The sequence below is a fragment of the Pseudoalteromonas sp. MMG006 genome (assembly GCF_018101025.1).
Classification (GTDB): domain Bacteria; phylum Pseudomonadota; class Gammaproteobacteria; order Enterobacterales; family Alteromonadaceae; genus Pseudoalteromonas.
Window position 1 is genome coordinate 47,935 of sequence record NZ_JAGJEJ010000004.1, and the last position, 26,134, is coordinate 74,068.

Annotated in this window: 21 protein-coding genes; 11 read left to right on the plus strand and 10 right to left on the minus strand. The window is 39.7% G+C overall.

What is annotated here, in order from left to right; translation table 11 throughout:
- Window positions 1–77 precede the first annotated feature (77 nt).
- Both J8L73_RS05955 and J8L73_RS05960 read right to left on the minus strand, forming a co-directional pair.
- On the minus strand, window positions 78–287 hold the full coding sequence (locus J8L73_RS05955; RefSeq protein WP_002959120.1) for a cold-shock protein: 210 nt from the start codon (window positions 285–287) through the stop codon (window positions 78–80).
- Window positions 288–583: 296 nt separating this feature from the next.
- Window positions 584–2,086: a sensor domain-containing diguanylate cyclase gene (locus J8L73_RS05960; RefSeq protein WP_211015408.1), complete on the minus strand. Its 1,503-nt coding sequence runs from the start codon at window positions 2,084–2,086 to the stop codon at window positions 584–586.
- Window positions 2,087–2,405: 319 nt separating this feature from the next.
- Between J8L73_RS05960 and J8L73_RS05965 the strand changes: the two genes are divergently transcribed.
- The 3 genes from J8L73_RS05965 (at window position 2,406) to J8L73_RS05975 (ending at window position 7,134) form a co-directional block, all read left to right on the plus strand.
- Window positions 2,406–4,217, plus strand: coding sequence for a glycoside hydrolase family 3 protein (locus tag J8L73_RS05965; RefSeq protein WP_211015409.1), 1,812 nt, complete (start codon window positions 2,406–2,408; stop codon window positions 4,215–4,217).
- 1 nt (window position 4,218) lies between these two features.
- Window positions 4,219–4,953 carry a 5-oxoprolinase subunit PxpA gene (locus tag J8L73_RS05970; RefSeq protein ID WP_211015411.1) on the plus strand — a complete coding sequence of 245 codons (735 nt, stop codon included), beginning with the start codon at window positions 4,219–4,221 and terminating at the stop codon, window positions 4,951–4,953.
- Between the two features lie 153 nt (window positions 4,954–5,106).
- Window positions 5,107–7,134 carry a S9 family peptidase gene (locus J8L73_RS05975; protein ID WP_211015413.1) on the plus strand — a complete coding sequence of 676 codons (2,028 nt, stop codon included), beginning with the start codon at window positions 5,107–5,109 and terminating at the stop codon, window positions 7,132–7,134.
- 557 nt (window positions 7,135–7,691) lie between these two features.
- Here J8L73_RS05975 and J8L73_RS05980 read toward each other — a convergent pair.
- Window positions 7,692–9,293 (minus strand): isocitrate lyase, encoded by a 1,602-nt coding sequence (locus J8L73_RS05980; protein ID WP_058550440.1) that lies wholly within the window; start codon window positions 9,291–9,293, stop codon window positions 7,692–7,694.
- Between the two features lie 242 nt (window positions 9,294–9,535).
- Between J8L73_RS05980 and J8L73_RS05985 the strand changes: the two genes are divergently transcribed.
- Window positions 9,536–11,716 (plus strand): malate synthase G, encoded by a 2,181-nt coding sequence (locus J8L73_RS05985; RefSeq protein ID WP_211015415.1) that lies wholly within the window; start codon window positions 9,536–9,538, stop codon window positions 11,714–11,716.
- A gap of 257 nt (window positions 11,717–11,973) precedes the next feature.
- Here the strand turns inward: J8L73_RS05985 and J8L73_RS05990 are convergent, their stop codons facing one another.
- The 4 genes from J8L73_RS05990 to J8L73_RS06005 all read right to left on the minus strand — a co-directional run bounded on the left by J8L73_RS05990 (window position 11,974) and on the right by J8L73_RS06005 (window position 16,686).
- Complete coding sequence (locus tag J8L73_RS05990) at window positions 11,974–12,699, minus strand: YebC/PmpR family DNA-binding transcriptional regulator (RefSeq protein WP_211015416.1); 726 nt, start codon at window positions 12,697–12,699, stop codon at window positions 11,974–11,976.
- Between the two features lie 121 nt (window positions 12,700–12,820).
- Window positions 12,821–13,438 (minus strand): HAD family phosphatase, encoded by a 618-nt coding sequence (locus tag J8L73_RS05995; protein WP_211015418.1) that lies wholly within the window; start codon window positions 13,436–13,438, stop codon window positions 12,821–12,823.
- A 306-nt stretch (window positions 13,439–13,744) separates the two neighbouring features.
- Window positions 13,745–14,239: a DUF6702 family protein gene (locus J8L73_RS06000; RefSeq protein WP_211001068.1), complete on the minus strand. Its 495-nt coding sequence runs from the start codon at window positions 14,237–14,239 to the stop codon at window positions 13,745–13,747.
- A complete protein-coding gene (locus J8L73_RS06005) occupies window positions 14,239–16,686 on the minus strand; it encodes a M1 family metallopeptidase (protein ID WP_211001069.1) in 2,448 nt (815 codons plus the stop codon). The genes J8L73_RS06000 and J8L73_RS06005 overlap by 1 nt, the downstream gene beginning before the upstream one ends.
- A 292-nt stretch (window positions 16,687–16,978) precedes the next feature.
- Here J8L73_RS06005 and J8L73_RS06010 point away from each other — a divergent pair, with 292 nt between their 5' ends.
- The 5 genes from J8L73_RS06010 (at window position 16,979) to J8L73_RS06030 (ending at window position 23,237) form a co-directional block, all read left to right on the plus strand.
- Window positions 16,979–17,215: a hypothetical protein gene (locus J8L73_RS06010; protein ID WP_211001070.1), complete on the plus strand. Its 237-nt coding sequence runs from the start codon at window positions 16,979–16,981 to the stop codon at window positions 17,213–17,215.
- A 134-nt stretch (window positions 17,216–17,349) separates the two neighbouring features.
- Window positions 17,350–17,586: a hypothetical protein gene (locus tag J8L73_RS06015; RefSeq protein WP_058550433.1), complete on the plus strand. Its 237-nt coding sequence runs from the start codon at window positions 17,350–17,352 to the stop codon at window positions 17,584–17,586.
- Between the two features lie 79 nt (window positions 17,587–17,665).
- Window positions 17,666–18,913 carry an exonuclease SbcCD subunit D C-terminal domain-containing protein gene (locus tag J8L73_RS06020; protein ID WP_211001071.1) on the plus strand — a complete coding sequence of 416 codons (1,248 nt, stop codon included), beginning with the start codon at window positions 17,666–17,668 and terminating at the stop codon, window positions 18,911–18,913.
- Window positions 18,910–22,560: an AAA family ATPase gene (locus J8L73_RS06025; RefSeq protein WP_211015420.1), complete on the plus strand. Its 3,651-nt coding sequence runs from the start codon at window positions 18,910–18,912 to the stop codon at window positions 22,558–22,560. The genes J8L73_RS06020 and J8L73_RS06025 overlap by 4 nt, the downstream gene beginning before the upstream one ends.
- Window positions 22,561–22,580: 20 nt before the next feature.
- Complete coding sequence (locus tag J8L73_RS06030) at window positions 22,581–23,237, plus strand: class I SAM-dependent methyltransferase (protein ID WP_211015422.1); 657 nt, start codon at window positions 22,581–22,583, stop codon at window positions 23,235–23,237.
- 1 nt (window position 23,238) lies between these two features.
- Here the strand turns inward: J8L73_RS06030 and J8L73_RS06035 are convergent, their stop codons facing one another.
- Together J8L73_RS06035 and J8L73_RS06040 are read right to left on the minus strand one after the other, a co-directional pair.
- On the minus strand, window positions 23,239–23,409 hold the full coding sequence (locus tag J8L73_RS06035) for a hypothetical protein (protein WP_211015424.1): 171 nt from the start codon (window positions 23,407–23,409) through the stop codon (window positions 23,239–23,241).
- Window positions 23,410–23,508: 99 nt separating this feature from the next.
- A complete protein-coding gene (locus J8L73_RS06040; RefSeq protein ID WP_211015426.1) occupies window positions 23,509–24,114 on the minus strand; it encodes a short chain dehydrogenase in 606 nt (201 codons plus the stop codon).
- Window positions 24,115–24,258: 144 nt separating this feature from the next.
- Here J8L73_RS06040 and J8L73_RS06045 point away from each other — a divergent pair, with 144 nt between their 5' ends.
- Window positions 24,259–25,140 (plus strand): LysR family transcriptional regulator, encoded by an 882-nt coding sequence (locus J8L73_RS06045; protein WP_211015428.1) that lies wholly within the window; start codon window positions 24,259–24,261, stop codon window positions 25,138–25,140.
- A 121-nt stretch (window positions 25,141–25,261) separates the two neighbouring features.
- Window positions 25,262–25,693 carry a hypothetical protein gene (locus J8L73_RS06050; RefSeq protein ID WP_138682750.1) on the plus strand — a complete coding sequence of 144 codons (432 nt, stop codon included), beginning with the start codon at window positions 25,262–25,264 and terminating at the stop codon, window positions 25,691–25,693.
- 45 nt (window positions 25,694–25,738) lie between these two features.
- On the opposite strand, the gene J8L73_RS06055 is transcribed toward J8L73_RS06050, so the two are convergent.
- Window positions 25,739–26,131, minus strand: a complete 393-nt coding sequence (locus tag J8L73_RS06055; RefSeq protein ID WP_211015429.1) for an ACT domain-containing protein — start codon at window positions 26,129–26,131, stop codon at window positions 25,739–25,741.
- Window positions 26,132–26,134 lie beyond the last annotated feature (3 nt).

Here is a 26,134-nt window from a genome sequence, read left to right on the forward strand (position 1 = left end):
CAGCTTAGGTTGAGTCAAATTTCAGACACAAAAAAAGCGCCTTAAGCGCTTTTTTTCATTTTACTTAAAAAGTAAAATTATACAGCTGTGATGTTATCAGCTTGAGGACCTTTTTGACCTTGTGAAAGAGTGAACTCTACACGTTGGCCTTCAGCTAAAGTTTTGAAACCTTCGCTTTTGATTGCTGAGAAATGTGCGAAAACGTCTGGGCCATTTTCTTGCTCGATGAAACCAAAACCTTTAGACTCGTTGAACCACTTAACTGTACCTGATACGATGTTAGACATTGTAATATCCTGATATAAAATAAAAAAATATGCTCATATGAGCGGGTGTAGCAAAAAATGAGATGGTACTTAAAAACTTCAGGACGGTACTACAAGTATTACTTATACAACAACGAAATGGAGATTTATAAATTACATGCTTTCTTTCTAGCTGCGGCCCACTATATAGAGTTCGAATATTTTGTCAAGCATTTATAACTAATTAAATAACGAGTGATTAGCTAACAGAGATAATATCAACTTTTAATGCACAAAAATAAGTAAGTATCTGTAATTACATTCAAAAGTTGGAATAGCTAGAGTGAACCAGCTATTACACATCTATTGCGGCCATGGTTTTTAGCATAATAAAGTGCTTTATCGGCACACTTATAAACTTGGTCAATATCGTTACTGTGATCTGGCCAAGTTGCTATACCTATCGAAATAGTAATGTAGCCAATAGTATCTATTTTTGAAGACTCGACAGTGGTGCGTAAGCGCTCCGCAATTGTATAAGCACTTTTACTGTCCTCCTCGTTAGGTAGCACTAGCACAAATTCTTCCCCGCCAATACGGGCTACAATATCGTCTTTTCTTGAGAGCTTTTTAATGATGTCTGTTAAGTAAACAAGCGCTTCATCACCTTTATCATGGCCAAAGGTATCGTTTACGCGTTTAAAAAAATCGATATCTATTTCTAAAATAGCAAAGGGTGTTTGTTTAAACATAAGCTGGTTTAATAAACCATTTAGGCTTCTTCGATTATGAGTGTTAGTTAGAGGATCTGTTTGCGCATCATGGCGAAGCTGCCCTATTTGCATTTGTAATATATTAACCCCCTTTAGCATCGCCATTTTTAATCTATGACTTTCAAAGTACCAAGACTTAACCGCTTTTAGTTTTTCTAAGCTTTGAGGATCGTCAAGGGTGTCAGCATTGTCGGCTAAGCGCTTTAATGGCCTTGCAATAAAGTGCGCAAATAAGCCTATGAGTATAAATGTAATTAACGCCATAGGGATCGTTTGCTTAACTACTTCAATAGTTAATACATCTAGTGATGAAAGCGTTAGTTTTAGAGGTCTTTGTGCCACTATGCCCCAACCAGAGGACGCAACAGGTGCATAGCCTGCTAACATGGTTTTATTTTTACTATTAAGTACTTGCGACGCGCCTTTTTTGCCACTTAACGCAGCATCTACAACTGCATTATCAGTAACTAAAGAACCTATACGGTGTGCATCCGGGTGATACAAAATATATTTATTTGAGCTGACCACATATAAATAAGAGCCCCCTTCGTGATAATGCTGCTCTAAAAGGGCATTTAAAATATTTTTTTCTTTTAAATAAAGAGAGCCGCCAATATAGCCTAAATAATTGCCCTCTAAATCAAATAGTGGATGCGATATAAAAACAATTAAGTTGCCAGCTGCCGACATATACGGCTTACTAATTAACGGACGTTTCTTATTAGTGGCCTCAATTGCACCTGGCGTATTTATTGGTTGGCCAATTATAGTAGCAAAGTGTGGAGAAGTAGCAGCAAGAATTCCATTAACGTTAGCCACAACAGAATTAAAACTCTTTGTTTGAAGGTTTAACCGGGTTACTTCGCTATTTAGTAACTGCAGGTCATCTGTTTGATGTTCAATAACGTTAGCTGAATAAGCCAGTTGCTGAAGAGCCGACTCTAAAAAATTGTCAGTTGCGGACGCTAGCTTTTGTGCATAAGCTAGGTTACTTCTAAGCGTAAATTTGGTCAGCTGCTCTTTTTGAACCTGATAAGTAGAGTAAAAACTTCCCACTAGTGTGCTCATTGCAGCAGAAAATGCGAGCAATAATATAAGAAACCTTAAATTTAAAGCAGGTAATAATTTTTTAATCAAAACGCTTCCACAACTCGTTATTAATAACACTTTAAAGTGTAAAAAAGCCGTCAATTATAACTCTTAGCTGAATATTAAGCCATTAATTATACTATCTATACTTTACTAAAAATCGTTATCAATACGCGCTTTGCAGTTGCGCGTAAAAGTAGATAAGCTGCGTGTACTTATCTAATTTTATTTAGCTTTGGAGAATATTTTGCTAAATAAGTATGTTGTATCGTCTCTTGTTTTTTTATCTGGGTGCTTAATGCCATTACAATCTTCTTTTGCTAAATCAGCACTTTCTCTTGAACAGCAACTTGGCCAAAAGTTAATACTCGACTTTCGCTACTACTGTGAGCAAGGATCAAGTAAACAATGCCGTACCCCAATGACTAGCTTGCCAAGCGAGCTTGCTAATGTAGTAACAAAACACAATATTGGTGGTGTTATTTTATTTTCTGAAAATACACAATCAATTGAGCAAACGATTACGCTTAATACGCAGCTACAAACTGCAGCAAGCAAATCAAGCAGTAAGTTGCCGCTATTTATTTCAATAGATCAGGAGGGCGGACGCGTAGCACGTTTACCTCGCGATGTAGCGACCTCCTTTACAGGTAATATGTCGATTGGCGCAACCTACAAAAAGCACGGTATTGAATACGCAACTAAAACGGCAACAGTCATAGCAAAAGAACTTGCATCATTAGGAGTTAATGTTAATTACGCGCCTACAGTTGATGTGAATATGAATCCTGACAACCCTGTAATAAATGTTCGATCCTTTGGTGAAAACTCGACACTGGTTGGCAAATTAGGTGCAGCTCAAGTTGCTGGCTTTGAAAGTAACGGCGTTATTACTTCTTTAAAGCATTTTCCTGGACATGGTGATACAAGTGTCGATAGCCATACAGGGCTACCCCAAGTAAACCATTCAAAAGAGGTTATTTACGAGCAAGATCTAGCGCCGTTTAAACATATTATCGCCAAGCAAAACCCTGGTATGATAATGACTGCACATATTCAATACCCGCAACTCGATAGCAGTACCTTTGTAAGTATTGATGGTAAAACCATGATTAAACCCGCCACTATGTCACGTACTATTATTACTGATATTTTGCGAGATGAGCTTAACTATCAAGGGGTCGTGGTTACAGATGCGCTTGATATGGCGGGTATTAGCCACTTTTTTACGCCAACTCAAGCGGTTATTAACACCTTTGCGGCAGGTGTTGATATAGCACTTATGCCTATAGAAATAAGAACTCCCGATGATTTAAACAAGCTAGACTTTCTAATTAAAGAGCTGGTAGCCGCTGTAAAATCAAAACAACTCGATGAGCACGAAATAGCACAATCTGCGAAGCGTATTACCACTTTAAAAAGTAAATTTAAGCTAAGCACTAATTTTGATCCTATTACCGCGCTTATTAATGCAAAGCAGATTATTGGCAGCAAAGCTCACCGTACAGTAGAAGCAGAGCTTGCAGTGGCGGCTATTACACTAGTAAAAAATACAGATAGCACCTTGCCACTAAAACTAAAAAATACGCAGCGTGTGCATATTATTATGCCCGACACACGTAAATGTATGGCGATGCAGCAAGCACTTGAAGCTATCAACGAGAAAGTATTAACTTATACCTGTAGTAGCTTACAAGGGTTTGATCCCGAACAAGCTAGCAAGCAAATAAATTCGGCTGATGTAATTATTGCTGCAAATGCCACACCTAATCAAAGTGCAGTAGAGATTGGCGGAATAGACGATTTAAAAGATGATCCTAATTTTGCTCTTAGTACTGCACAACAACCTCAAGCGCTTGAGTCATTATTAGAAATAGCTCAGCAAAGTAATAAAAGTACCGTGTTTATTAGTTTAAGGGCGCCGTACGATATTGCTACATATGGTGAATATGCTCAGGCAGTGCTTGCATCATACGCGTACAATATTGATATAGATAAAAACGAGAGAGTTTCTGGCCCCGCTTTTACAGCGTTAGCAAAAGTATTACTTGGTAAAGAGCAAGCAAATGGCGTTTTACCTATCACAATCAAACCGCAAAAGGCGCACTAACATGAAACTAAATTGCGATTTAGGCGAAAGTTTTGGTTCATGGAACATGGGGCTAGACGATGATGTAATGCCGCATATTAATATGGCTAACATTGCCTGTGGGTTTCATGCAGGTGACGCTGATGTAATAGCTAAAACTCTTAAACTTGCTAAGCAGCATAAGGTACAAATTGGTGCTCACCCTAGCTACCCTGATTTACAGGGTTTTGGTAGGCGCTCAATGAACCTTAGCGAAGTAGAACTTACTAATTGCCTGCATTATCAAATAGCGGCTCTTGAGGGGATGGCAAAAGTGCATGGTTTAACGCTTAGTTACGTTAAACCCCATGGCGCACTCTATAACGACATGATGGCTGATGAGCAAATATTGCACACGGTTATACATGCTATTGCCAACTACCCTAGCAAATTAAAATTAATGATTTTAGCCACAGGTAGTGCTCACGAGCATATTAAAAAAGCAAAAGAGCAAAACGTAGAACTAATACTTGAAGCCTTCGCCGATAGGCAGTACACCGATGACGGACATTTAGTTTCACGAACGCTTGAAGGTAGCGTTCACAATAAAACAGCATTACTAGAGCAAGTAACTCAGCTTTTATCTGATGGTAGCGTAACAACTCGCTCAGGAAAAAAACTTACGCTCAACGCACATAGCTTATGTGTACATGGCGACAACTCAGACGGCATAGCACTTATTAAAGATATTAAATCACTGTGCGAATCAGCTGACTAAGTCTTTAAATTACCTTTAATTGAAGCTGTAAACCCCCTTTACAGCTTTGACTCATAGAGTTTTACATGAGCTTCACCGCATCTCCCTTTTAATCCCTAAGCAGCTAACATATAAATACATTTAGAATCATAAAAACCACAACAGGGATCACAAATGAAAAAGTTTTTAGCGCTTAGTTTTGGTAGCCTCGTTTTAGGATGCAGTAATTTAGCCTACGCTGAGGAAAACACACTGCAATTACAAGACGTATTTAATTTAGAATACGCCAATCAAATAGATATAACCGAAGACGGTAAAACGGTTTATTTTGTGCGTAATCGCATGGATATAAAAACCGACCGTAAAGTAGGTAATATTTGGTCTGTTGATTATAAAACAAAGCAAATGCAGCCATTAACTTCTGGCGTGCACATGGATTACTCACCAGTGCTTTCTCCAGATGGTCAGCGCCTTGCTTTTATATCTACCCGCGATGGCAGTAGCCAAATTTATATAAAGTGGCTAAAAACCGGTGCAATAGCAAAAATTAGTAACTTAACAAGCTCCCCTCGTACTATTTCATGGAGCCCAGATTCAAGCCAGCTTATTTTTAGCATGTTTGTTCCAAGCAACTCTTCGGCGCCAGTAAGCTTACCGGGAAAGCCGAAAGGTGCAACGTGGGCAGAACCTGCTAAGTTTATTGACGATGTTTACTATCGAGCAGATGGTGGCGGTTATACGCAAAAAGGATTCAGCCAGCTTTTTGCCATAGATGCAAACGGTGGGAATGCACAGCAGCTCACAAATGATGAATTTGATAACGCTAGCAATGTTAGTTTTAGTAAAGACGGTAAATCTCTTTATTTTTCAGCAAACAGACACGAGCAAAACTTACTTAAACCAACCAATAGCGAAGTGTATAAACTTAATTTAAGCACTTTAGCAATTGAGCCAATCACTGATAGAAATGGCCCTGACGAGCAGCCTAAAGTATCGCCTGATGGTCGTTATTTAGCATATACAGGGTATGATGACAAGCGCACTAATTACGAAAATACCCAGCTTTATATTCGTGATTTAAAAACGGGTGATACAAAAAGTTTAACTCCTAACTTTGATAGAAGCGTGAGCCAAATTAAATGGAGTGCTAACTCAAAAGGGGTTTACTTTAGCTATGCCGATGAAGGTCAAACAGCCCTTGCCTATCAGCCTCGTAGCGGTAAACGTAAAGTGCTCACCGAGCAAATAGGCAGCGTTGCGTTTGGTCGTCCTTATTCAGGAGGGGATTTTGATATTAGTGAAGATGGTGATATTGCTTTTACCCTTGCAGACACCCAACGCCCGGCAGATGTAGCTAAAGTTAAGCGCGGCAAAGCTGAGCGCTTAACAAACTTAAATGCGGATGCACTCGACACCAAACAATTAGCCAAAGTTGAAGAAATCTGGGTTAAATCAAGCCACGATGAGCTGCCTATTCAGGGCTGGATTGCGTACCCGCCTGAGTTTGATAGTAATAAAAAATACCCACTAATACTAGAGATACATGGAGGCCCTGTCGCTAATTATGGCCCTCATTTTAGTGCTGAAATACAGTTATTTGCTGCAAAAGGAAATGTAGTTTTATACATGAACCCTCGCGGGAGTGACTCATACGGTAAAGAGTTTGCTCAAACCATACACCATAATTACCCTAGCAACGATTTTGATGATTTAATGACTGGCGTTGATGCAGTAATAGCAAAAGGCTTTATTGATGAGTCTAAATTATTTGTAACCGGTGGCTCTGGCGGTGGTGTACTAACAGCATGGATTGTAGGCCACACTGACCGCTTTGCAGCTGCAGTGGTTGCTAAACCTGTTATTAATTGGATCAGCTTTGTACTAACTGCTGACTTTTATCCATTTTTTGCTGATTACTGGTTTCCAGGTAAGCCATGGGATCATATTGAGCACTACATGAAGCGCTCACCAATAAGCTACGTAGGTAATGTAACCACACCAACCATGTTGCTTACTGGAGAATCTGACTACCGTACACCAATATCAGAAACTGAGCAGTTTTATCAAGCGTTAAAACTACAGGGTGTTGATACAGCAATGGTGCGTATTCCTAATGCATCTCACGGAATTACTACACGCCCATCTAACTTAATGACCAAAGTTGCGTATATTCAATGGTGGTTTGATAAGCACACTAAATAACCTAATTTTAAAATAATAAATCTATAGCTCAAATAAAAGCCACTTTAAATAAGTGGCTTTTATATTTACTGCTGTAGCATTAAAACTGTAAACCCCCTTTACAGTTTTATGGCAGATAAATATCGGACTTAGCCAAAACTTCAGTTAGTAAAATTTCGGTTTATACTATTTTAACTAGTTTGAGTTAGTAAAAAATCGGTTTGAGCCACTGTTTATAACCTCTCAGTTAGTAAAATTTTGTTTTATAGTTAAAAGAAGTTAGTAAAAAATCGGTTTATAAAACGCATCAAATCTTCCTATAAATCTAAAATCAGTAACTTATCGGCCTTTTAATGCCCAACAAAGGCCCTTTACGGTAAAAATTAGCATTAAAAATGTGTTTTACACCGTGTTAGTTAAAGTCTGATCTGTAAGTTTGCTCAGGTAGTTAAATTGTGATCCAAAATAATTTGGTTAGTTAAAGTATGATTTGTAACTATGCCTTCAATGACCTAACTTTATTTACAATAATAAAAAAGGGCCAACCGGCCCTTGAGTAACACTATCTAGTTAGGAATTTAAAATTGGTTCATGGTGTTATCTTCACCACCTGCTTTAAGTGCGTTATCACCTGAGAAGTACTCTTTGTGCGTATCGCCAATGTTAGAACCAGCAAGATCCTGATGCTTAACTGACGCCTGCTCTCGGCGAATTTCTTGGCGCTGTACATCACGTACATAAGCAAGCATCCCCATGTCACCAAAGTAACCTTCAGATAAAATATCAGTGCTTAGTGCAGCTGTATGATAAGTAGGTAATGTAATTAAGTGATGGAAAATACCGGCTTCACGTGCACCATCGCGCTGGAAGTTTTGTACCAGTAAATCAGCTGCTTGAGCAAGCTCAGTGTCATCCATTTCTGGCGCCATTAAGCCTTTGTTGTCACCTAGGCTTGGGTAAGCACTTAAATCACGGCCAGCTTCTTGCCATTCTTGGTACACTTGCTCGCGGAACTTAAGCGTCCAGTTAAATGAAGGCGAGTTATTGTATACAAGCTTAGCATCAGGTACTTGCTCTTTAACACGGTTTACCAGTTCTGCAATTTGTTTAACATGTGGTTTTTCTGTTTCAATCCACAGTAAATCAGCGCCCGACTGTAAGCTGGTAATACAATCAAGTACTACGCGGTCTTTTTCAGTGCCTTCGCGGAACTGGTATAGACCATTTTCAAGGCGAGTTGGTTTACAAAGCTCACCGTTGATTTTCATTGCGGTATCACCTTCATTTAAGTCATCTACCCCATTAATAGGTGTAGTTTCTAAAAAGGCGTTGTATTGGCTAGCTAAATCTCCAGGCGTTTGAGATACCGGCACTTTTTGTGTAAGGCTTGCACCTAACGAGTCGGTACGTGCCACAATAATACCGTTATCAATCCCTAGTTCTAAAAATGCGTAACGTACTGCATTAATTTTTGCTAAAAAGTCTTCATGCGGTACGGTTACTTTACCCGCTTGGTGGCCACATTGTTTAGCGTCAGACACTTGGTTTTCAATCTGAATGGCACACGCGCCGGCTTCAATCATTTTTTTAGCAAGTAAGTAGGTTGCTTCTTCGTTACCAAAGCCTGCGTCAATATCGGCAATAATTGGCACTACATGGGTTTCAAAGTTATCGATTTTATCAAGCACAGCTTGTACATCACCACCATTTGCTTTTGCTTCATCTAAATCGTTAAACAAATGGTCTAGTTCACGTGCATCAGCTTGCTTTAAAAACGTATAAATTTCTTCAATTAATGCAGGTACCGATGTTTTTTCGTGCATGCTTTGATCGGGTAATGGGCCAAATGCAGAGCGAAGCGCTGCAACCATCCAACCACTTAAGTATACGTAACTGCGTTTAGTTGTTTTTTGATGACGCTTAATAGCCATCATCATCTGCTGCGCAGTAAAACCATGCCAACATCCTAAAGACTGTGTGTATTGGCTTGTATCTTTATCGTATGCAGCCATATCTTCACGCATTACGTCTGCTGTGTATTGTGCAATTTCAATCCCAGTACGAAAGCGGTTTTGTAAACGCATGCGGCTTGCATACTCTGGGTTAATTGCTTTCCACGCATTACCTTGGGATTGGCAAAGGGTCGCTAGAGTGTCTGTTTCGTGTGTGTACGTTGTCATAATAAAATCCTTCGAACGGGTCTATAAATTATTTTAATGTTGTGAGAGTGGCTAGGAGTGTGTGCTCCGTTTGCTTAATTCAACATTAGGCTCATTTTTTAGATTTAGTAAATTTATAGTTGTTATTGCGGCTATATATTTTATGAATGAGCAAAAAGCACTCAACACTGTGTTTATGCGGTATTGTTTGTTTAACACACACTTATAAAAACAACACACGGCACCGTTTAAGGAAGGTAATTATGACTCACACTCTCACACACTCAGGGCTAAGCGTAGACACACAGCTAGCTGACTTTGTTAAAACAAAGCTACTTCCAGGTACTCATTTATCAGAGCAACAATTTTGGAAAAGCTTTGCAAACATAGTGCAAACACTGACGCCAACAAACCGTGCACTACTTGAAAAAAGAGAGCAATTACAGCAGCAAATAGACGACTACCACTTAAAAAATAAATCGTGGGACAGCGCTGCATATCACTCTTTTTTACAAGATATAGGTTACTTGGTAAAAGAGCCTGAAAATTTTAGTATTCAGACTCAAAATGTTGAGCCTGAGGTCGCACTTACAGCTGGCCCACAATTAGTTGTGCCTGTTAGTAATGCACGCTTTGCGCTTAACGCAGCAAATGCTCGTTGGGGCTCGTTATACGACGCTCTTTACGGCACAGACGTGCTAAGTGAAGACGATGGAGCCGAAAAAGGCAGCTCATATAACCCAGTGCGTGGCTTTAAAGTAATGGCTTACGCGCGCCAGTTTTTAGATAAAGCAATACCGTTAAGTAATGGCTCGCACATTGAAAGCACTAATTACTCAGTAGTTAATGGTAGCCTAGTTATAACGCTTCGCGACAGCTCGCAAACAACGCTTGCTAACCCTTCACAACTTATTGGTTTTAAGGGTGAAGCGCAAAATCCAAGCGTTATTTTATTAAAAAATAATGGCCTACATTTAGAGCTACAAATAGACCATCACCACCCTATTGGCCAAGCCGATAAAGCCGGCTTAAAAGATGTCGTACTCGAGGCCGCCCTTACCACCATAATGGATTGCGAAGACTCTGTAGCCGCCGTTGATGCCGAGGATAAAGTACAAGTTTATAAAAATTGGTTAGGCCTTATGCAAGGTAACTTAACTGAGTCATTTAAAAAAGGAGATAAAACAGTAGAGCGTACCTTACAAAGCGATAAAACATACACAGCTCTTGATGGTGGCACAGTTACCTTAAAAGGCCGTAGCATGATGTTTGTCCGCAATGTAGGCCATTTAATGACTAATCCGGCTATTTCTGATATTTATGGCCAGCCTGTATTTGAAGGCATTATGGATGCAATGTTTACAGCCACAGCAGCCCTGCACGACTTAAACAAAAAAACAGGCATGAAAAACTCAAGCGCTCAAAGTATAAATATTGTAAAGCCAAAAATGCATGGCCCCGACGAAGTTGCCTTTACCAACACATTGTTTAGCCACGTAGAAGAGGCACTAGCTTTACCTAAAAATACACTTAAAATGGGCATTATGGATGAAGAGCGCCGTACCTCTGCAAATTTAAAAGCCTGTATACATAGAGCTAAAGAGCGTGTTGTATTTATTAACACCGGCTTTTTAGATAGAACCGGAGACGAAATTCATACCTCAATGCATGCAGGAGTCGTATTACCAAAAGCAGAGATTAAAAAGCAGCCATGGATCCAAGCATACGAAGACCGTAACATAGATATTGGCCTTGCTTGTGGCTTAAGTCACAAGGCACAAATAGGTAAAGGGATGTGGCCAATGCCAGATAAAATGGCACTAATGATGGAGCAAAAACTTGCGCATCCGCAATCTGGTGCCAATACCGCATGGGTGCCCTCCCCTACTGCAGCGACCTTACATGCAATGCATTACCATGATGTAAACGTATTTAACGTGCAACAAAACATAGCGACACGTGCACAAGCAAGCCTAAATGATTTGCTTACGCCACCATTAATGGATGACGTTACAGCGCTTTCAAAAGAAGATATTCAAAGTGAGCTTGAAAACAATGCACAAGGTATTTTAGGTTATGTTGTACGTTGGATAGACCAAGGAATTGGCTGCTCCAAAGTGCCCGATATAAACCATATAGGTTTAATGGAAGACAGAGCTACGCTTCGCATTTCAAGCCAACACATGGCTAATTGGTTACACCATGGGGTATGTACGCAAGTTCAAATAGAGTCAACAATGGCAAAAATGGCAAAAGTAGTTGATGGCCAAAACGAGCACGACAGCGCTTATAAACCTATGGCAAGCAACGAGCTATCACTTAAAAATAGCATTGCATATCAAGCGGCTTTAGCTTTAGTTATAGAGGGAGCTAAACAACCAAGTGGTTACACTGAGCCATTACTGCATAGCTACCGTATTAAATATAAGGCTCAAATGAGTTAATAATTAAATTAACGCTATATTGAGTCATTTTTTCGTGTCAACCAGCTTTCGGGCTGGTTTTTCATGTATGAGCCAAAATATAAGAATTTTATGGCGTTTTTAACGCAATTAGCGATAAATTCAATCCTTCAAACTGGTTTAGTTTAATTGCAGATTGGAGTAATAACCGGCATGAATATCTAACATTTATTCAAACGTAAAAAAGCGCGTTTTGCTTACACAAAACGCGCTTTTTTAGTATTTTTAAAGAATTTACTCTAATTTTTTACAATAGCATTGTGATAAATATTTTGTACATCGTCACAATCTTCAAGCATATTTATAAACTTATCAAAGTTAGCAATCACTTCTTCGTCTTCAATTTCAATATTAACTTGAGGGATAAATGTGATTTCATCAACTTTAAAGTTAATGCCTTCAAATGCCTCTTCAAGGGCTGTTTTAGCTTTAAAGTATTCTGTTGGCGGTGCAAAAACAGATACTTTACCATTCTCGCACTCAACATCGCTTACATCTACATCAGCCATCATGAGTGCTTCAAGTACAACTTCATCGTCATCACCAGCAAAACCAAGTACTGCATAATGATCAAACATGTGTGCAACACAGCCAGGTGTACCAATTTTTGAGTCAGTTTTAGTAAACGGCAAGCGTACATCTTTTATTGTACGGTTTGGGTTATCAGTCAAACAATCAACTATCACCATGCAATTTCCTGGTCCGTAACCCTCATAGCGTGCAACAGCGTAATCTTCGCCTGCCCCGCCAGCAGCTTTTTCAATTGCTTTTTCAATAACGTGAGCTGGAACTTGATCTTTTTTAGCTTTTTCGATTAAGCGACGTAGTGTTTGATTAACTTCAGGATCGGGTTCGCCATTTTTTGCTGCAACGTAAATCTCTTTACCGTACTTTGAGTTTATTTTTGTTTTTGCGTTGGCTGTTTTGATCATAGAACTTTGACGAACTACAAATGCTCTGCCCATTTTATGCCTCTAATGAATACGTTAGCTTTTGCAATATTTTACCAATTTCATCCGTATTGGGCTAGTTAACAAATTTAAATAATACAGCTCTAATTCTTGAATAATTAAAACCGCGCGCTATTTAACATAACTCTACTTTTTGAGAGTAACTATCAACTAAGGTCACTAATTCTATAAAATCATGTAAAACATAATCGGCTTGGTCGGCGTATGCTGGAGTTGTATCTGGAGCATATAAACACGCGCGCATATTAGCATTATGAGCTGCTTGAATATCGTAAAGAAAATCCCCTACATACAATAAATTGCTAGGGCTTATATTCCAAAGAATAGAAATTGCATTTAATGCACTCGGATCGGGCTTTGCTGGCGCGTCACTACGGGTTAATACTGTTTCAATAGGAAGTGGATTATTTTGAAGCTTAATTGCAGCGGCTTTGTCAAAATTGCGCGTTACAATAGCCATCGGAATTTCTTTGGCTTTCAAAGCATTAACTGCATCAGCAACGCCTGGTAAAATACTCGCGCTCTGAGCGTCAATCAACTCATGCTGATGGACTATATTCATTGCCTCCTCACGCATATAAGGAGACGGTAACTGCGCAATGTAATCAAGTAAGTCTTGCTCACAAGGACAGCCAATTTGTGCTTTTATAAGCGAAAAATCTAATTCTGACGAAACTAGCGTTCCATCTAAATCAAAAATTACACCACGGATAGCCTCTACCTGAGTAGTCATATCATTCCCTGAATTTAGTCGATACTAAATGAAATTTAAACATAAAAATCTCTACTGCTTATACTTTTGAATAAAAGAATAAATGAAACCATATTTAAATTATTTATTTACACAGCTATCAATCTATTGATAACACAGTAAATATAATTTCTAAGTGTAGCATGCGCAATAAAAGGTAAATATACAAACTGAACTACCAAATTTTACGTAAATTTACTTATAGCAGATCAAAACTGAACGTAGTTTAAATTTATAAAGAAAACGCGCACATTAATTATTGTGCGCGTCGGTTGGGGAAGTTAGATACTAGTTTTGCTCAAAGCGAGCTTCGAGCCAGGTATCGTCTTGGCTAAAGTTTAGAGTTTTAATCTTACCTTTACCTTCAACGTTTACCATATTTACTTGAGATGGCCATAAGTCACGTAGTGCGCCATTACTCATTTTTATACCTTCAATCCCTTTAGGAATAGCAGCTTCTTGGTATACCCAAAAAAACTTACCATCTACTTGTGCTCCAACAGAGTTAAGTTTTAAAGTCTCACCACTAAGCGTTTTTAAAGCTACGTGCGATTCAACATATTTTGCAAAACGCTGCTGATCAATTTTATTACTAATAATATCGACCTTGCCTTCAAATAGTTTACCTACAGCGTGTTCGGTGTCATGTAAGTAAAAGCGATGCATAAGCTCAATATTACTCGTACGTTTATTAAAAAGCACAGTAGTAACTGATGACTTAAGTTGATGCGCCATACTTGGCGCAGCAACTAAAAGGCAAACAATAACAAGCAAAAAGCGCATTACTGTTGCTCCTCACCGTCATCCTTTTCGTCTTTTTTATCGTCCGTTTTAAGCTCAGTTTTAATATCTTGCATGATATCGCGGCTAACCTTAGCTTTGCTCTTTTCCTTTTTGTACACTTCTATACGAGAAGGAATAATACGGCGAGGGTAGTTATTGTTCTCAACATCCACATCTGCAGTTTCCCAGCGCGGATCAACAGTTACCGAAACAAGTGGTTTGTTTTTATCTGTAACTATTAACTTTTGAACATTTTTGTAATTACGACGCCAAATTTCAGCAGGAATATAACGCTCTTCGGTAGTGCCATCTTCATAAGTTAGCTCTAATAAAATAGGCATTACCAAACCACCTAGGTTTGAAAATTCCATAACGTAATAATTTTTATCTTCTTCAAGCGCGCGGTCTAACGTTTTACGCTCCCACGGCTCTAAGCCTTTTAAGAACTTGTTGTACGAGTTACGCTCTTTATTGGTAACAGTAAAGCGATCGTTTTCATCGTAGAAGTCGGTAACGTCAGTGTTTTTCTCTACCCACGTTTTTTTGCCTTCTGCGCGGTTACGCTCAACAAATAACGATGTAGGCTTCTCAGCTTCAATATCGCGTAAACGCCCGTAATCAATATCAGGATTTTTAGTGTCTAAACGCAGTTTGTACACTTTATCTAACGAAATATCTACATGGTCTGTGGTGTAAAACCAACCACGCCAAAACCAATCTAAATCAACACCAGAGGCTTCTTCCATTGTACGGAAAAAATCTGCAGGAGTAGGGCGCTTGTATTTCCAGCGTTGAGCGTACTCTTTAAATGCAAAATCAAATAAATCACGACCTAAAATAACTTCGCGTAATATATTAAGCGCTGCAGCAGGTTTAGTATAAGCGTTAGGACCTAAACGAAGCACGCTGTCAGACTGAGTCATTATTGGCACTTGGTTTTGAGATTTCATGTAGCTTACTATGTCACGAGGCTCAACACCCCAAGGAATCGTAGGATCCCATTCACGACCAGCAACGCCATCTAAAAAGCTATTTAAGCCTTCATCCATCCACGTCCATTGGCGTTCATCTGAGTTAACAATCATTGGGAAGTAAATATGGCCAACTTCATGAATAACTACGCCAAGTAGGAAGCGTTTTTCAGCCTGAGAATAAGTACGCGTTCCATCGTCTTGTAGCTTGGTGCGTGGGCCATTAAAGGTGATCATTGGGTATTCCATACCACCCACTGGGCCATTTACAGACTGTGCTACCGGGTATGGGTAATCAAAAGAGTACTTAGAGTACACTTCCATCGTGTGTACTACAGCTTCCGTTGAGTATTTTTTCCATAAGTCGCCACCTTCTTTAGGGAAGAACGACATAGCCATTACAAGCGGCTGAACATCGCCACCTTGCTGATACCCTTTTGCATCCCACATAAACTTACGAGAAGACGCCCAAGCAAAGTCACGTACATTTTCGGCTTTGAAGTGCCACGTTTTAGTTTTGTCGGTACCTTCTTTTTCGTTCTCTAACGCTTCTTCTTCAGTAACGATAAACACAGGGCGTTTTGACGTTTCTGCTTTTTCTAAGCGGTTACGCTGAGTACGTGTAAGTACTTGACTTGCGTTATCAAGCTTACCCGTTGCCGATACAATGTGATCCGCAGGAACGGTAATTTCTACATCGTAGTCACCAAATTCAAGCGTAAACTCACCAGAGCCTAAAAATGGCTTGTTAGTCCATGCTTCATAATCTGTATAAGCAGCTAAACGCGGAAACCACTGAGCAAGTAAAAATATATCGTTGCCATCTTCTTCAAAGTGCTCGTAACCAGAACGAGCCCCAACAGCATCCTCTTCTACAATGTTAAAAGCAAAGTTCATACTAAACTCAGCTTCTTTGCCTGGCTTTAATGGCTCGTTTAAATCAATACGCATTAACGTATCAACAACCGTTACACGTAACTCTTTACCATCATCATCTTTAACGCCGCTAATTGTATAGCCTAGTTCGTTGTCGCTCATAAACTGCTGACGACGAAGCTCACCTAAACTTAACTTAGCTGGTTTTTGTGCCGGTAAACTATTAAGTGTGCTTTTAAAGGTTTTAGTTGTTTCAGCAATAGAGTCGCTTTTAAATATATTTTGATCTAACTGTAACCATAAATATTTTAACGTATGTGGCGAGTTATTTTTATATTCAATGCTTTGGCTACCCGTAATACGGCGCTTTTTTTCGTCAAGCTTTACATCAATGTCGTAATTAACACGTTGCTGCCAGTAATTCTCACCCGGTTCACCCGCTGCACTACGGTAAACATTAGGTGTTGGAAGGGCTTCATCTAATTGACGAAACTTATCTACGTAAGAGCCTTTTGTTTGCTCAACAGATGACGCCATAGCTGCGCTAGATATTGCTAGGGGCAATACAAAAGCACTAAGCGTAAGACTTATTTTTTTCATTGTTAGTCCTAAAATAATTTTGTGATTGTACTTTGACAAATATACCTACACGCTTCAATAAATTAGCGACCAAGTGCCGTATTTTTGGGGTGATATTCGCTTAGTTTTTTGTATAAAAAAATAAAGTGATTTTGTAACAAAATACTACGAACTTTAAAGTGTAAAGGGGGTTTACAAAAGGCAGTTATATAGGGAATCAAAAACACATAATTGTGCACATTTTCTGTGCTTCAGGTCTAATTCATAGAAATAGCTTAAAGTTAAATTAAGTAAAAAGTTAAAGGAGCACAGTATGAAATTTTACATCGTAAAAAAAGATCATCAGCTCGAGGCAATTCCTGCTGAAAAAACATTACTTGAACGCTACGAAGCTGACCAATATTCTTATGTAGATGTTGTGTCAGCGTATGATAAAGAAGATGCGCTAAAACGCCTACCTACTGAACATAAACACAGTAAAATATGGTTAATAATTGGCGCAAATATTGCGGTGTTTTCGCTAATTTTAACTATTTATACGATAAATTAAAAATTGTGTAATTTTAGGTTGATCTTTGTTGCTGTTTATATTTAAAATCGCCCACCTTTTTATTTGAGGCAAATAAATTCGTCACGTTTATCCTCAAATTTGTATCGATTACTAGTAAGAAATGCGGTGGGCTTATGGATTTTTACATCCTAAAAAAACAACAAGAACTAATTGCAATCCCAGCAAGTGAGAACAACTGCAAGCAGTATCTCGATTCAGGTTATTTTTATATTGATAAAGTAGCGGCCTGTAACGAAACGAACGCACTTAAAGCATTACAAGCAAAGCAAACTAAAACGCTAAAATTACCATTATTAATGGCACTTTTGGCTTTACCGGTTATTTTTGCAGCGTGGTATAACTTAACCTAAAGCTAAAGCACACCCGAGGCTTGCATCTTTAACTGCCTTGGGTATATTGGCGCTCTTACGGTTTTATTAAGAGCGCGACATGAAAGTTCTCCACACCTCAGATTGGCACCTTGGCCAACAATTCTACGAACACGACCGCCGTTTAGAGCATCAAGCATTTTTTACCTGGTTACTTGCCACACTTGTTGAGCAACAAATAGATTTATTATTAGTTGCAGGTGACATTTACCATACGGCAACACCTAGCGCCAGCGCCGAAAACCAACTTTATCAGTTTATAAAAGATGTTAAAAAGCAGTGCCCACAATTACATGTGGTAATTATTGCGGGCAACCATGACTCTGCTAATCGTATATTAGCGGCTCAGCCTTTACTGGCTCAATTTGATACCCATGTAGTAGGGCGTTTTGATGTATCAACGCCTAACGATATTATTATAGAAATAAACACTAATAATAAACGCGCTGTAATCGTTGCTATGCCGTTTTTACGTTCAAGTGATATTAGTTCCCTAAGCCAAACAAAAAACGGCCCTAGCTACGCACAAGGCGTTGCAAAAGCATATGAACTTGCCTTAGATCATGCTTATAAGGTTAATGAACAAAATTCACCGTTAATAGTAATGGGCCATTTACATGCTAAAGGCGGCGACATATCAAGTGATTCAGAGCGTAACTTAGTGATAGGTGGGGAAGAGTCTATTTCAGCCAATGTATTTGGCAGAAAAGCCAACTATGTAGCTCTGGGCCATTTACACAAAGCGCAACAAGTTGCTAAAAATGACGCTATTCGCTACAGCGGCACGCCTATTCCTATGTCGTTTTCAGAGCGTAATTACACTCACCAAGTTAATGTTATCGAATTTAAAACCGATGAAAAACATGACATTAGCACAACTGTAAACCCCCTTTACATTCCACGAGCAGCCGACGTTATTGTATTACCTAAAGGGGAGTGTGTACCATTAAATGAACTGTGCGAACAAATTAAAACCCTCGATACAGCGCAAAATACAGTAGCACCTTATTTACGCGTAAAACTTAAATCGAGCGATACCGACACCACATTCAGAGAACAAATAGAACAAGCACTTGAAGGCAAAAATATAAAATTTTGCGGTATTGAACGAGTACGTGAAAAATCAGCAACAGACGACAACGAATCTGTATTTGAAGATTTAAGTGAAGTTGAAATGCTAAATCCACAAAATTTATTAGAGCAAGCATTCGCAAATGATAAAGATATGGCTGGGCAAAGTGTACCCGATGAACTAAAAGCGCTTTTAAACGATGTAATAAGTGAGCTGACGGAGCAAGAACAACTATGAAAATTACCGCAGTACGCATACATAATTTAGCATCTATAGTTGACGCCGAAATCGACTTTACCCAAGCCCCACTAAAAGATGCGGGCTTGTTTGCTATAACCGGCGACACCGGCGCGGGTAAAAGTACCTTTTTAGATGCCATTTGTTTAGCACTTTACACAAAAACGGCTCGCCTAAAAGGCGATAAAGGCAACCTAATTGATTTTAATGGCGACAGCATAAAATTAAACGATGCGCGTAACTTATTACGCCGAGGAAAGTGGGAAGGCTTCGCTGAGGTCGATTTTATAGGGCAAGACAAACAACTTTACCGCGCCCGTTATTCAATTCAGCGCACTCATAAAAAAGTAACGGGTAAATTAAAAGTCGCTGAGCACACGTTAGTTACCTTGCCCGATGAAACCCTCATAGCCGACAAAAGCCAAACCATAAAAGAAATAGAAACCAAAATAGGGCTAAGCTTTGAGCAATTCTCCCGTGCGGTATTATTAGCGCAGCATGAGTTTGCTGCCTTTTTAAAAGCCACTGGTGATGAACGCGCGCAATTATTAGAGTGCTTAACAGGCACAGATAAATTTAGCCTGATTGGAAAACGTATATTTGAGCGCAACAAAGAACTAAAAGATAAATTTGATTTACTTCAAGCAAGCCTCGCAAGCTATACCTTATTAAGTGAAGATGAATTAGCAGTAAAACACACCACGCTTAATGAGCTAAAACAGCAAATAGAACACACTAAAAAAGCACTAATAAGCACAGAGCAAAGTCTAAACTGGTATAAGCAAGCCAGTACACTTGAGCAAGCTCTTGGAGAAGCCACAAAAAATCAGCAGCATGCTAATAGCGAGCTTGAAGCAATTGCACAGCAAAGTGAGCAAGCAAAACAAGCACAAAGCGCGCTTGAAATAAAAGATAACCGAAAGCGACATGAGTATTTAACGGCGCAAAATAAAGACCTTAATACACAAATAAGTAACTTAAAAAGTATTGACCATGCAGCGCTTATTGAGGAGCAGGCCGCAACACTTAAAATAAAGCAAAGCGAATTAAAAACAGCGCAAGAGCAAAAGCAATCTGCTGAGCCAATTATTGCAAAAGCCCGCGAGCTCGACAGCCAGCTTGCTATACACGCACAAAGCATTACTAGCCTTACTCAGCAAAGCGACAAAGAGCAAAAGCAATTAACGGATTTACAAACTCAACATAAGCAAAGCCAAACTGCGCTTGATGAGGCAACTAAACTAAATACGCAGCATCAGCAATGGCTTGCTGAGCATACGCAGCTTAAACCGCTAGCCAATGATTGGAACTACTACCAACATAGCTTTAATCAGTATCTATCTGCTAATGAGCAGCTAAATGCAACAGCAACTCAAAACCAGCAGTTACTAGCAGAGCAAACCAAACAGGCTGAGCTTTTAACAGCGCAAAATAAAAAGGTAGAGCAGCAAGAGCAGCAACTAAGCCATGATCAAAAAAACCTAAACGAGCTGAACGAGCAACAACGCCAATTTAATATTGAGCAATGCGACAGCGAGCTTAAAAATATTGATTATTTAAAAGAGCAACGAATACGCTACACACAATTTACCCAAGAGCTTAAGCAAAGTACGCAAGCGCAAAATAACATTGCAGCTAAACTTAGCCAAAGTGAGCAACAGCAGCAGTCGCTTTTACAAAACCTCACAACGTGCGAACAAGCACTAAAACATAACGAATACTCGCTAAACCAAGCTCACCTGCGTGCCAGCGAAAACGTAGAGCATTTGCGCGCACAGCTTAACCCTAACGAGCCCTGCGTAGTGTGCGGTGCAACCGAGCACCCCTATGCTACTAATCAAAACCCGCAATTAAACAACTTAATAGCCGATTTTGAAGCCAGCTATACCAATGCTAAAAAGCAGTTTGATAGTGCCCAAACGCAGTTACACACGCATCAAACACAGCATGCCGTACTCGTTACCGAACACGCTCAGCACGGCCAAACAATTCAAACGCTTAGTGCTAAACGAAATGAAATAAAAACCACCATGGAAGCTGCGCGTACTCATCTAAATGCCCTTACACCCGAGCAGCTAGAAGAAACCTATAAACAGCTTACCGGGCAAAAAGCGCAGTATTTTGAATCGCAAAAACAGCAAAATGCCCTGCAAGAAAAAGTAAACCAACAACAAAACTCACTAAAAGCAGAGCAGCAAACACAGCAGCAATTACATAATTTAAATAGTGAATTAACCAATAAACTAAACCAAGTAAATACAAAACACACTGAGCTAACGTCGCAAATTAATGAGCTCACTACAGTGCTTAATGCACAATTTAAACACAGCGAGTTTTGGCAGCTGCTGCAAGCAGGCTCACTTAACTTAAGTGATTTAAGCCAGCAGGTTGAACAATATCAACAAACATATGCGCAACTTGAGCAAAGCCAAAAACAAATAGACACTGCTAATCAGCAATTGCAGCAACTTACGCCGCTAATTACCAAAAGCGAGAGTGCACTTAAAACACTAAGAGATGATTTAAACAGTGCTCAGCAGCTACAAAATACAACACAAAGTGAGCGCCTTGCGTTATTTAATAACGAGCAAATAAGCGCAAACGACTATCAAGCAAAAATTAATGCCCAGCTTGAGCAATGCCAAACAAAGTTAAACGCAAGCCAGCAAGCTTACGATAGCGCTGTTAAAAAACGAGACGAGCATGCAATTGAGCTTAAAAACGCAGAGCTTCGCTTAGCCGAGCAAAACGCTGAACTTGTAAATCTTGATGGGCGTTATAACAAATGGTTTAGTGACTTTAAAGCCCAGTACAGTGAGGCAACGCATGAGCAGATCACAATTTTACTAACGTTAAGTAGTGAGCAAATTAAAGCCCATTTAACCCAGTTTGAGCAGCTTTCAGCAGCACTTACTGATGCAAATGCTGCGCTTAAACAGCAACAAAGTGCGAATACAGATCACCAAAATACTAACAAGCCATCACAAAACCACACTGAACTTAGCGAGCAATTAGCGGCATTAAATACAAAGCAAACTGATCAGCAAAATAGTTTACTTACCATTAATACCGCCATAGAGCAGCATAACCAAAATGCCAAAGCGCTTGAAGGTAAGCAAACGCAGCTCGCTACCCTTAAAAAACAGGTAGAGCAGTGGCATTTATTAAATAAAGTATTAGGCGATGCAACCGGTAAAACCATGCGTAATTTAGCGCAAACACAAACGCTAAAAATATTACTGCATTATGCTAACAGCCATTTAAAAATCCTTAATAAGCGCTACGAGCTCACAGCCATTGCGCAATCGCTCGATATTGCCATAATTGACCGCGACATGGCCGACGAACAACGCTCGGTTAATACGCTCTCTGGGGGTGAATCATTTTTAGTATCACTGGCACTGGCATTAGGCCTTGCATCGCTTTCGTCAAACAAAGTACAAATCAACTCTTTGTTTATTGACGAAGGGTTTGGTACGTTAGATAGCGAAACACTCAGCGTTGCTATGGACGCGCTCGATTCATTACAAGCACAAGGCCGCAAAGTAGGCGTTATATCGCATGTGAGCGAAATGAGCGAACGTGTAGCCACGCAAGTACATGTAAGTAAACAAAGTGGTGGATACTCCACTGTTGAAGTTTTATAAGCTGATTAAAGGAGTTAAAAATGCCAACATTTAAAGACGAGCAAGCAACTCAATACAATAGCCGCATAACACGTTTAGTGCCTGGTTATGAGCTATTACACCAACTTACCAATGCACAACTTAAAGCAACTCTTAACGATAATGCGCATATTTTAGTAGTAGGCGCGGGTACAGGCAAAGAAGTAATCGCCCTGGCTGCTTTAAACCCTACCTGGCAATTTACTGCGCAAGATACTTCAAGTGATATGCTCGCCATTGCTAAACAAGAGTTTGAAGAGCACGGCATAGCAGAGCGCGTTAACGTTATTGAAGGCGAGCTAAATAAACTTTCAACAAAGGCCGACGCCGCACTATGCCTACTCGTAATGCATTTTTTAGAAGACGACGGCAGTAAAAAGCAGCTACTTAAAAACATTAAAGCTAATTTAAATAAAGGCGCACACTTATATATTAGCGATTTAATGAAACCCGAAACCGACTTTGAGCGCGAAGCACAAATTACTGTGTGTGCCGATTTAGGCTTAAGCGATGCAGGGCAAGCCTACACAGCTCAAAACTTAGAAAGTGAATTTTACCCACTTGATAGAATGCGCTTTAGCGAGTTACTTAACGAGTGTAAATACGGCGTTCCTAAGCTTTATTTTAAAGCGCTTGGTTTTAGCGGGTACGTTGTTTAACTTATCTTGAAGGATGCGGCCTGCACCATTTAACCGTATGTTTATGGCGCGGTATAGTTTTACATTCTTTACTAGAATTGGCTCCTGGCTCGCTAACATATTGCGAGCTTGGCGCTATATTGGCACAGCCTGCGGCCAGTAATATCGCAAATACGGGTATTAATTTTTTCATTTCATCACCTGTTAAAATCTGTGTTTAAGCGCTTTGCAGTTACTGTTAATGCAAAGCGCTTGTTAGTTTGCTAGTTTCTCTCACCAATCTGGCGGGTAGTTATGCATCTACAAAAATAACTTCGCCAGTAATAAAGCCATCAACTGAACGCTCAAACGCTTTACCTACAAGCTTGCTTGGTACAGGTTGAAAACCTGGCATCATTTCGCCATATACGTCCCATGCTTCTTCAAGCACAGTAGGGTTAACCACATTAATACGCGTGCCACGCGGCATTTCTAGTGATACGCATTTTGCAAACGTATCTATTGCGCCGCTTGTTGTTGCATCGGCAATCGCAAAAGGGATAGGTTTAACGTTTAAAATACCGCTAATCAGCGTAAAAGAGCCGCCATCGGCAATGTACTTTTGACCAATACGTACAAGGTTAATTTGCCCCATCATTTTGCTCATAACGGTCGTCATCCATTGGGCTTCGCTCATATCAGCAAAGGTGTCGTATTCGCATAAACCTACTGTGTTTACTACTGCATCAAAGTGGCCTACTTTTTCGTACAAAGCGGTAATTGACGCTTCACTCGTAATATCAACAATATGATCTACCTCGCCCGAGCGACCCGCTGTAATTACTTTATGCTTAGATAAACCGGTTAATGCCGCTTGACCCATTTTGCCCAGTGCGCCTATTAAAATTACTGTTTTCATTGTTTGCTCCAATCATTCAATTTAGTGTGTAGGAGCATAGTAAGGCGGTAGCTCAACAATTAGAAACAACCATTATTTGTAAGTGATACAAAAATAAATGGTAATGTGATACGTTAATCATGCTTAAACAACAAAGGCATTGGTATGAGTAAGTTAGACAGGCTAGATATAAAACAGCTACGTATTTTTCAAGCGCTCATTCGCGAAAAAAACGCATCAAAAGCGGCCGGTAAATTGGGCTTAACCCAGCAAGCAGTGAGTGAGCAACTAAAAAAGCTACGTGATGTATTTAACGACCAACTGTTTTTAAGAAAAACCAACGGCTTTGTGCCAACGCCTTATGCAGAGGAGTTATCGGTAGACATAGACAAACTATTAAACGACTTTCAGGCATTATTAGCACCTAAAATATTTGACCCAAAAACGGTTGATGGTGCCTTTGTAATAGCCGCTACCGACTACGCACAGCAAGTTGTTTTGCCAGCGCTTGTAAAAGAGCTAAGAGATCACGCGCCTAATTTAAAACTAATAATAAGAGACTTTGAACTCGACAGCCTGCACGATTTAATGGAAAACGGTAAAGTTGATTTAGCCATTGCCTTCCCCGACTACATCCCAAGTACTTACCCCATTATTAAGTTATTTGAAGAGCAACATATTTGCGTTACCTCCGCTAACTCATCAATAGCAGGGACAAAACCGACCTTAGCGAAAATAGCCAGTTATCCAAGTATTATTGCCTCGCCTTCGCGCCCAAATTTTAAAGGCTCTATTGACGATTGGTTTAAAAGCTTTGATTTAACACGCAATGTTGTTGTGTCGGCACCGTGTTTTTCTATTGTGCCTATGTACTTAGAAACCACCGACTCCATTGCGTTTTTACCCTCACGCGCGGTAAGTTCAGATCTGGTAAAAATAGAGCTGCAACAGCTACCAGCCCCGTTTGATGTAATAGCCGCGTGGCATCCACGTTACAATAAAAATCCACTGCATAAATGGGTGGTGTCAAAGTTGGTGGTTGAGTAAAATAATGTGTGTAGTTCACTACACATGCTTACAACTTCTAACAGCTACAAACAAACTCCTCACATATTTTTTATGCTTGCATGCTTACAATCTTCCTATTAAATATTAATAGGGGTTCAACATGAAAAAGTATCTTATCGCGGTATTACTACTCTCAGGCTGCGCATCTCAAGGGGTAGATAGAAACAATCAAAACCAAATAGTTAAGCGCTACTACGCATCGGTAGAATCAATGCAACCAGTAACGCTTTCATCTGAAGTAGGCACAGGCATAGCAGCAGGCGCTGGGTTTGGCTTTGTAGACAGCTTAGATGGTAACACTGAAGAAATGGTAGGCGGAGCAATCATTGGCGGCTTAATAGGAGGGTTATTTACGGCACTATTTGAAGGCGGTAATGACGCCTATCAATATAATTTATACGCTGCCAACGAAGGTGAATTTACTGTAATTCAAAAGCAAAAACTCGATAAAAACACACAATGTGTAGCCGTAACTGCAGGCGATAAAGTAAAACTGGAGTCTGTAGCGCAGCACTTTTGCAGCGATAAATAAAACAAAAGCCGATACTGCAATATCGGCTTTGTATCAAATTAGCTCTTAACTAATCTCACCAAGTGCCTTCATGGACGCCTGTGCTTTATCGGTTTGTACAAAAATATGGTCGTGATAAAACGCGGCCACTACATTGGCGCTAATATTATGCTCAGTTAATTTAGCCGATACCGCAGCAGTTAACCCTACAGCCTCTAGGCTTGAATGCACATTAAGGGTAATTAAATTATATTTACCCTCGTAAGTAATACCGGCTTTGTCGGCAGTTTCAGCTTTTAAAATAAGGGTTAGCCCTTCTTCTTCAACGTAGCTGGCGAGCGGGTCTAAATGAACGTAGTCAGCAAGGTTGCCTGCTAAGCAGCAAAATATGTATTCACCTTGTTTTAGTTCTGGCTGCATTGATTTTAATAATTCATTTAACTCTAAAATTCCGGCCATAGT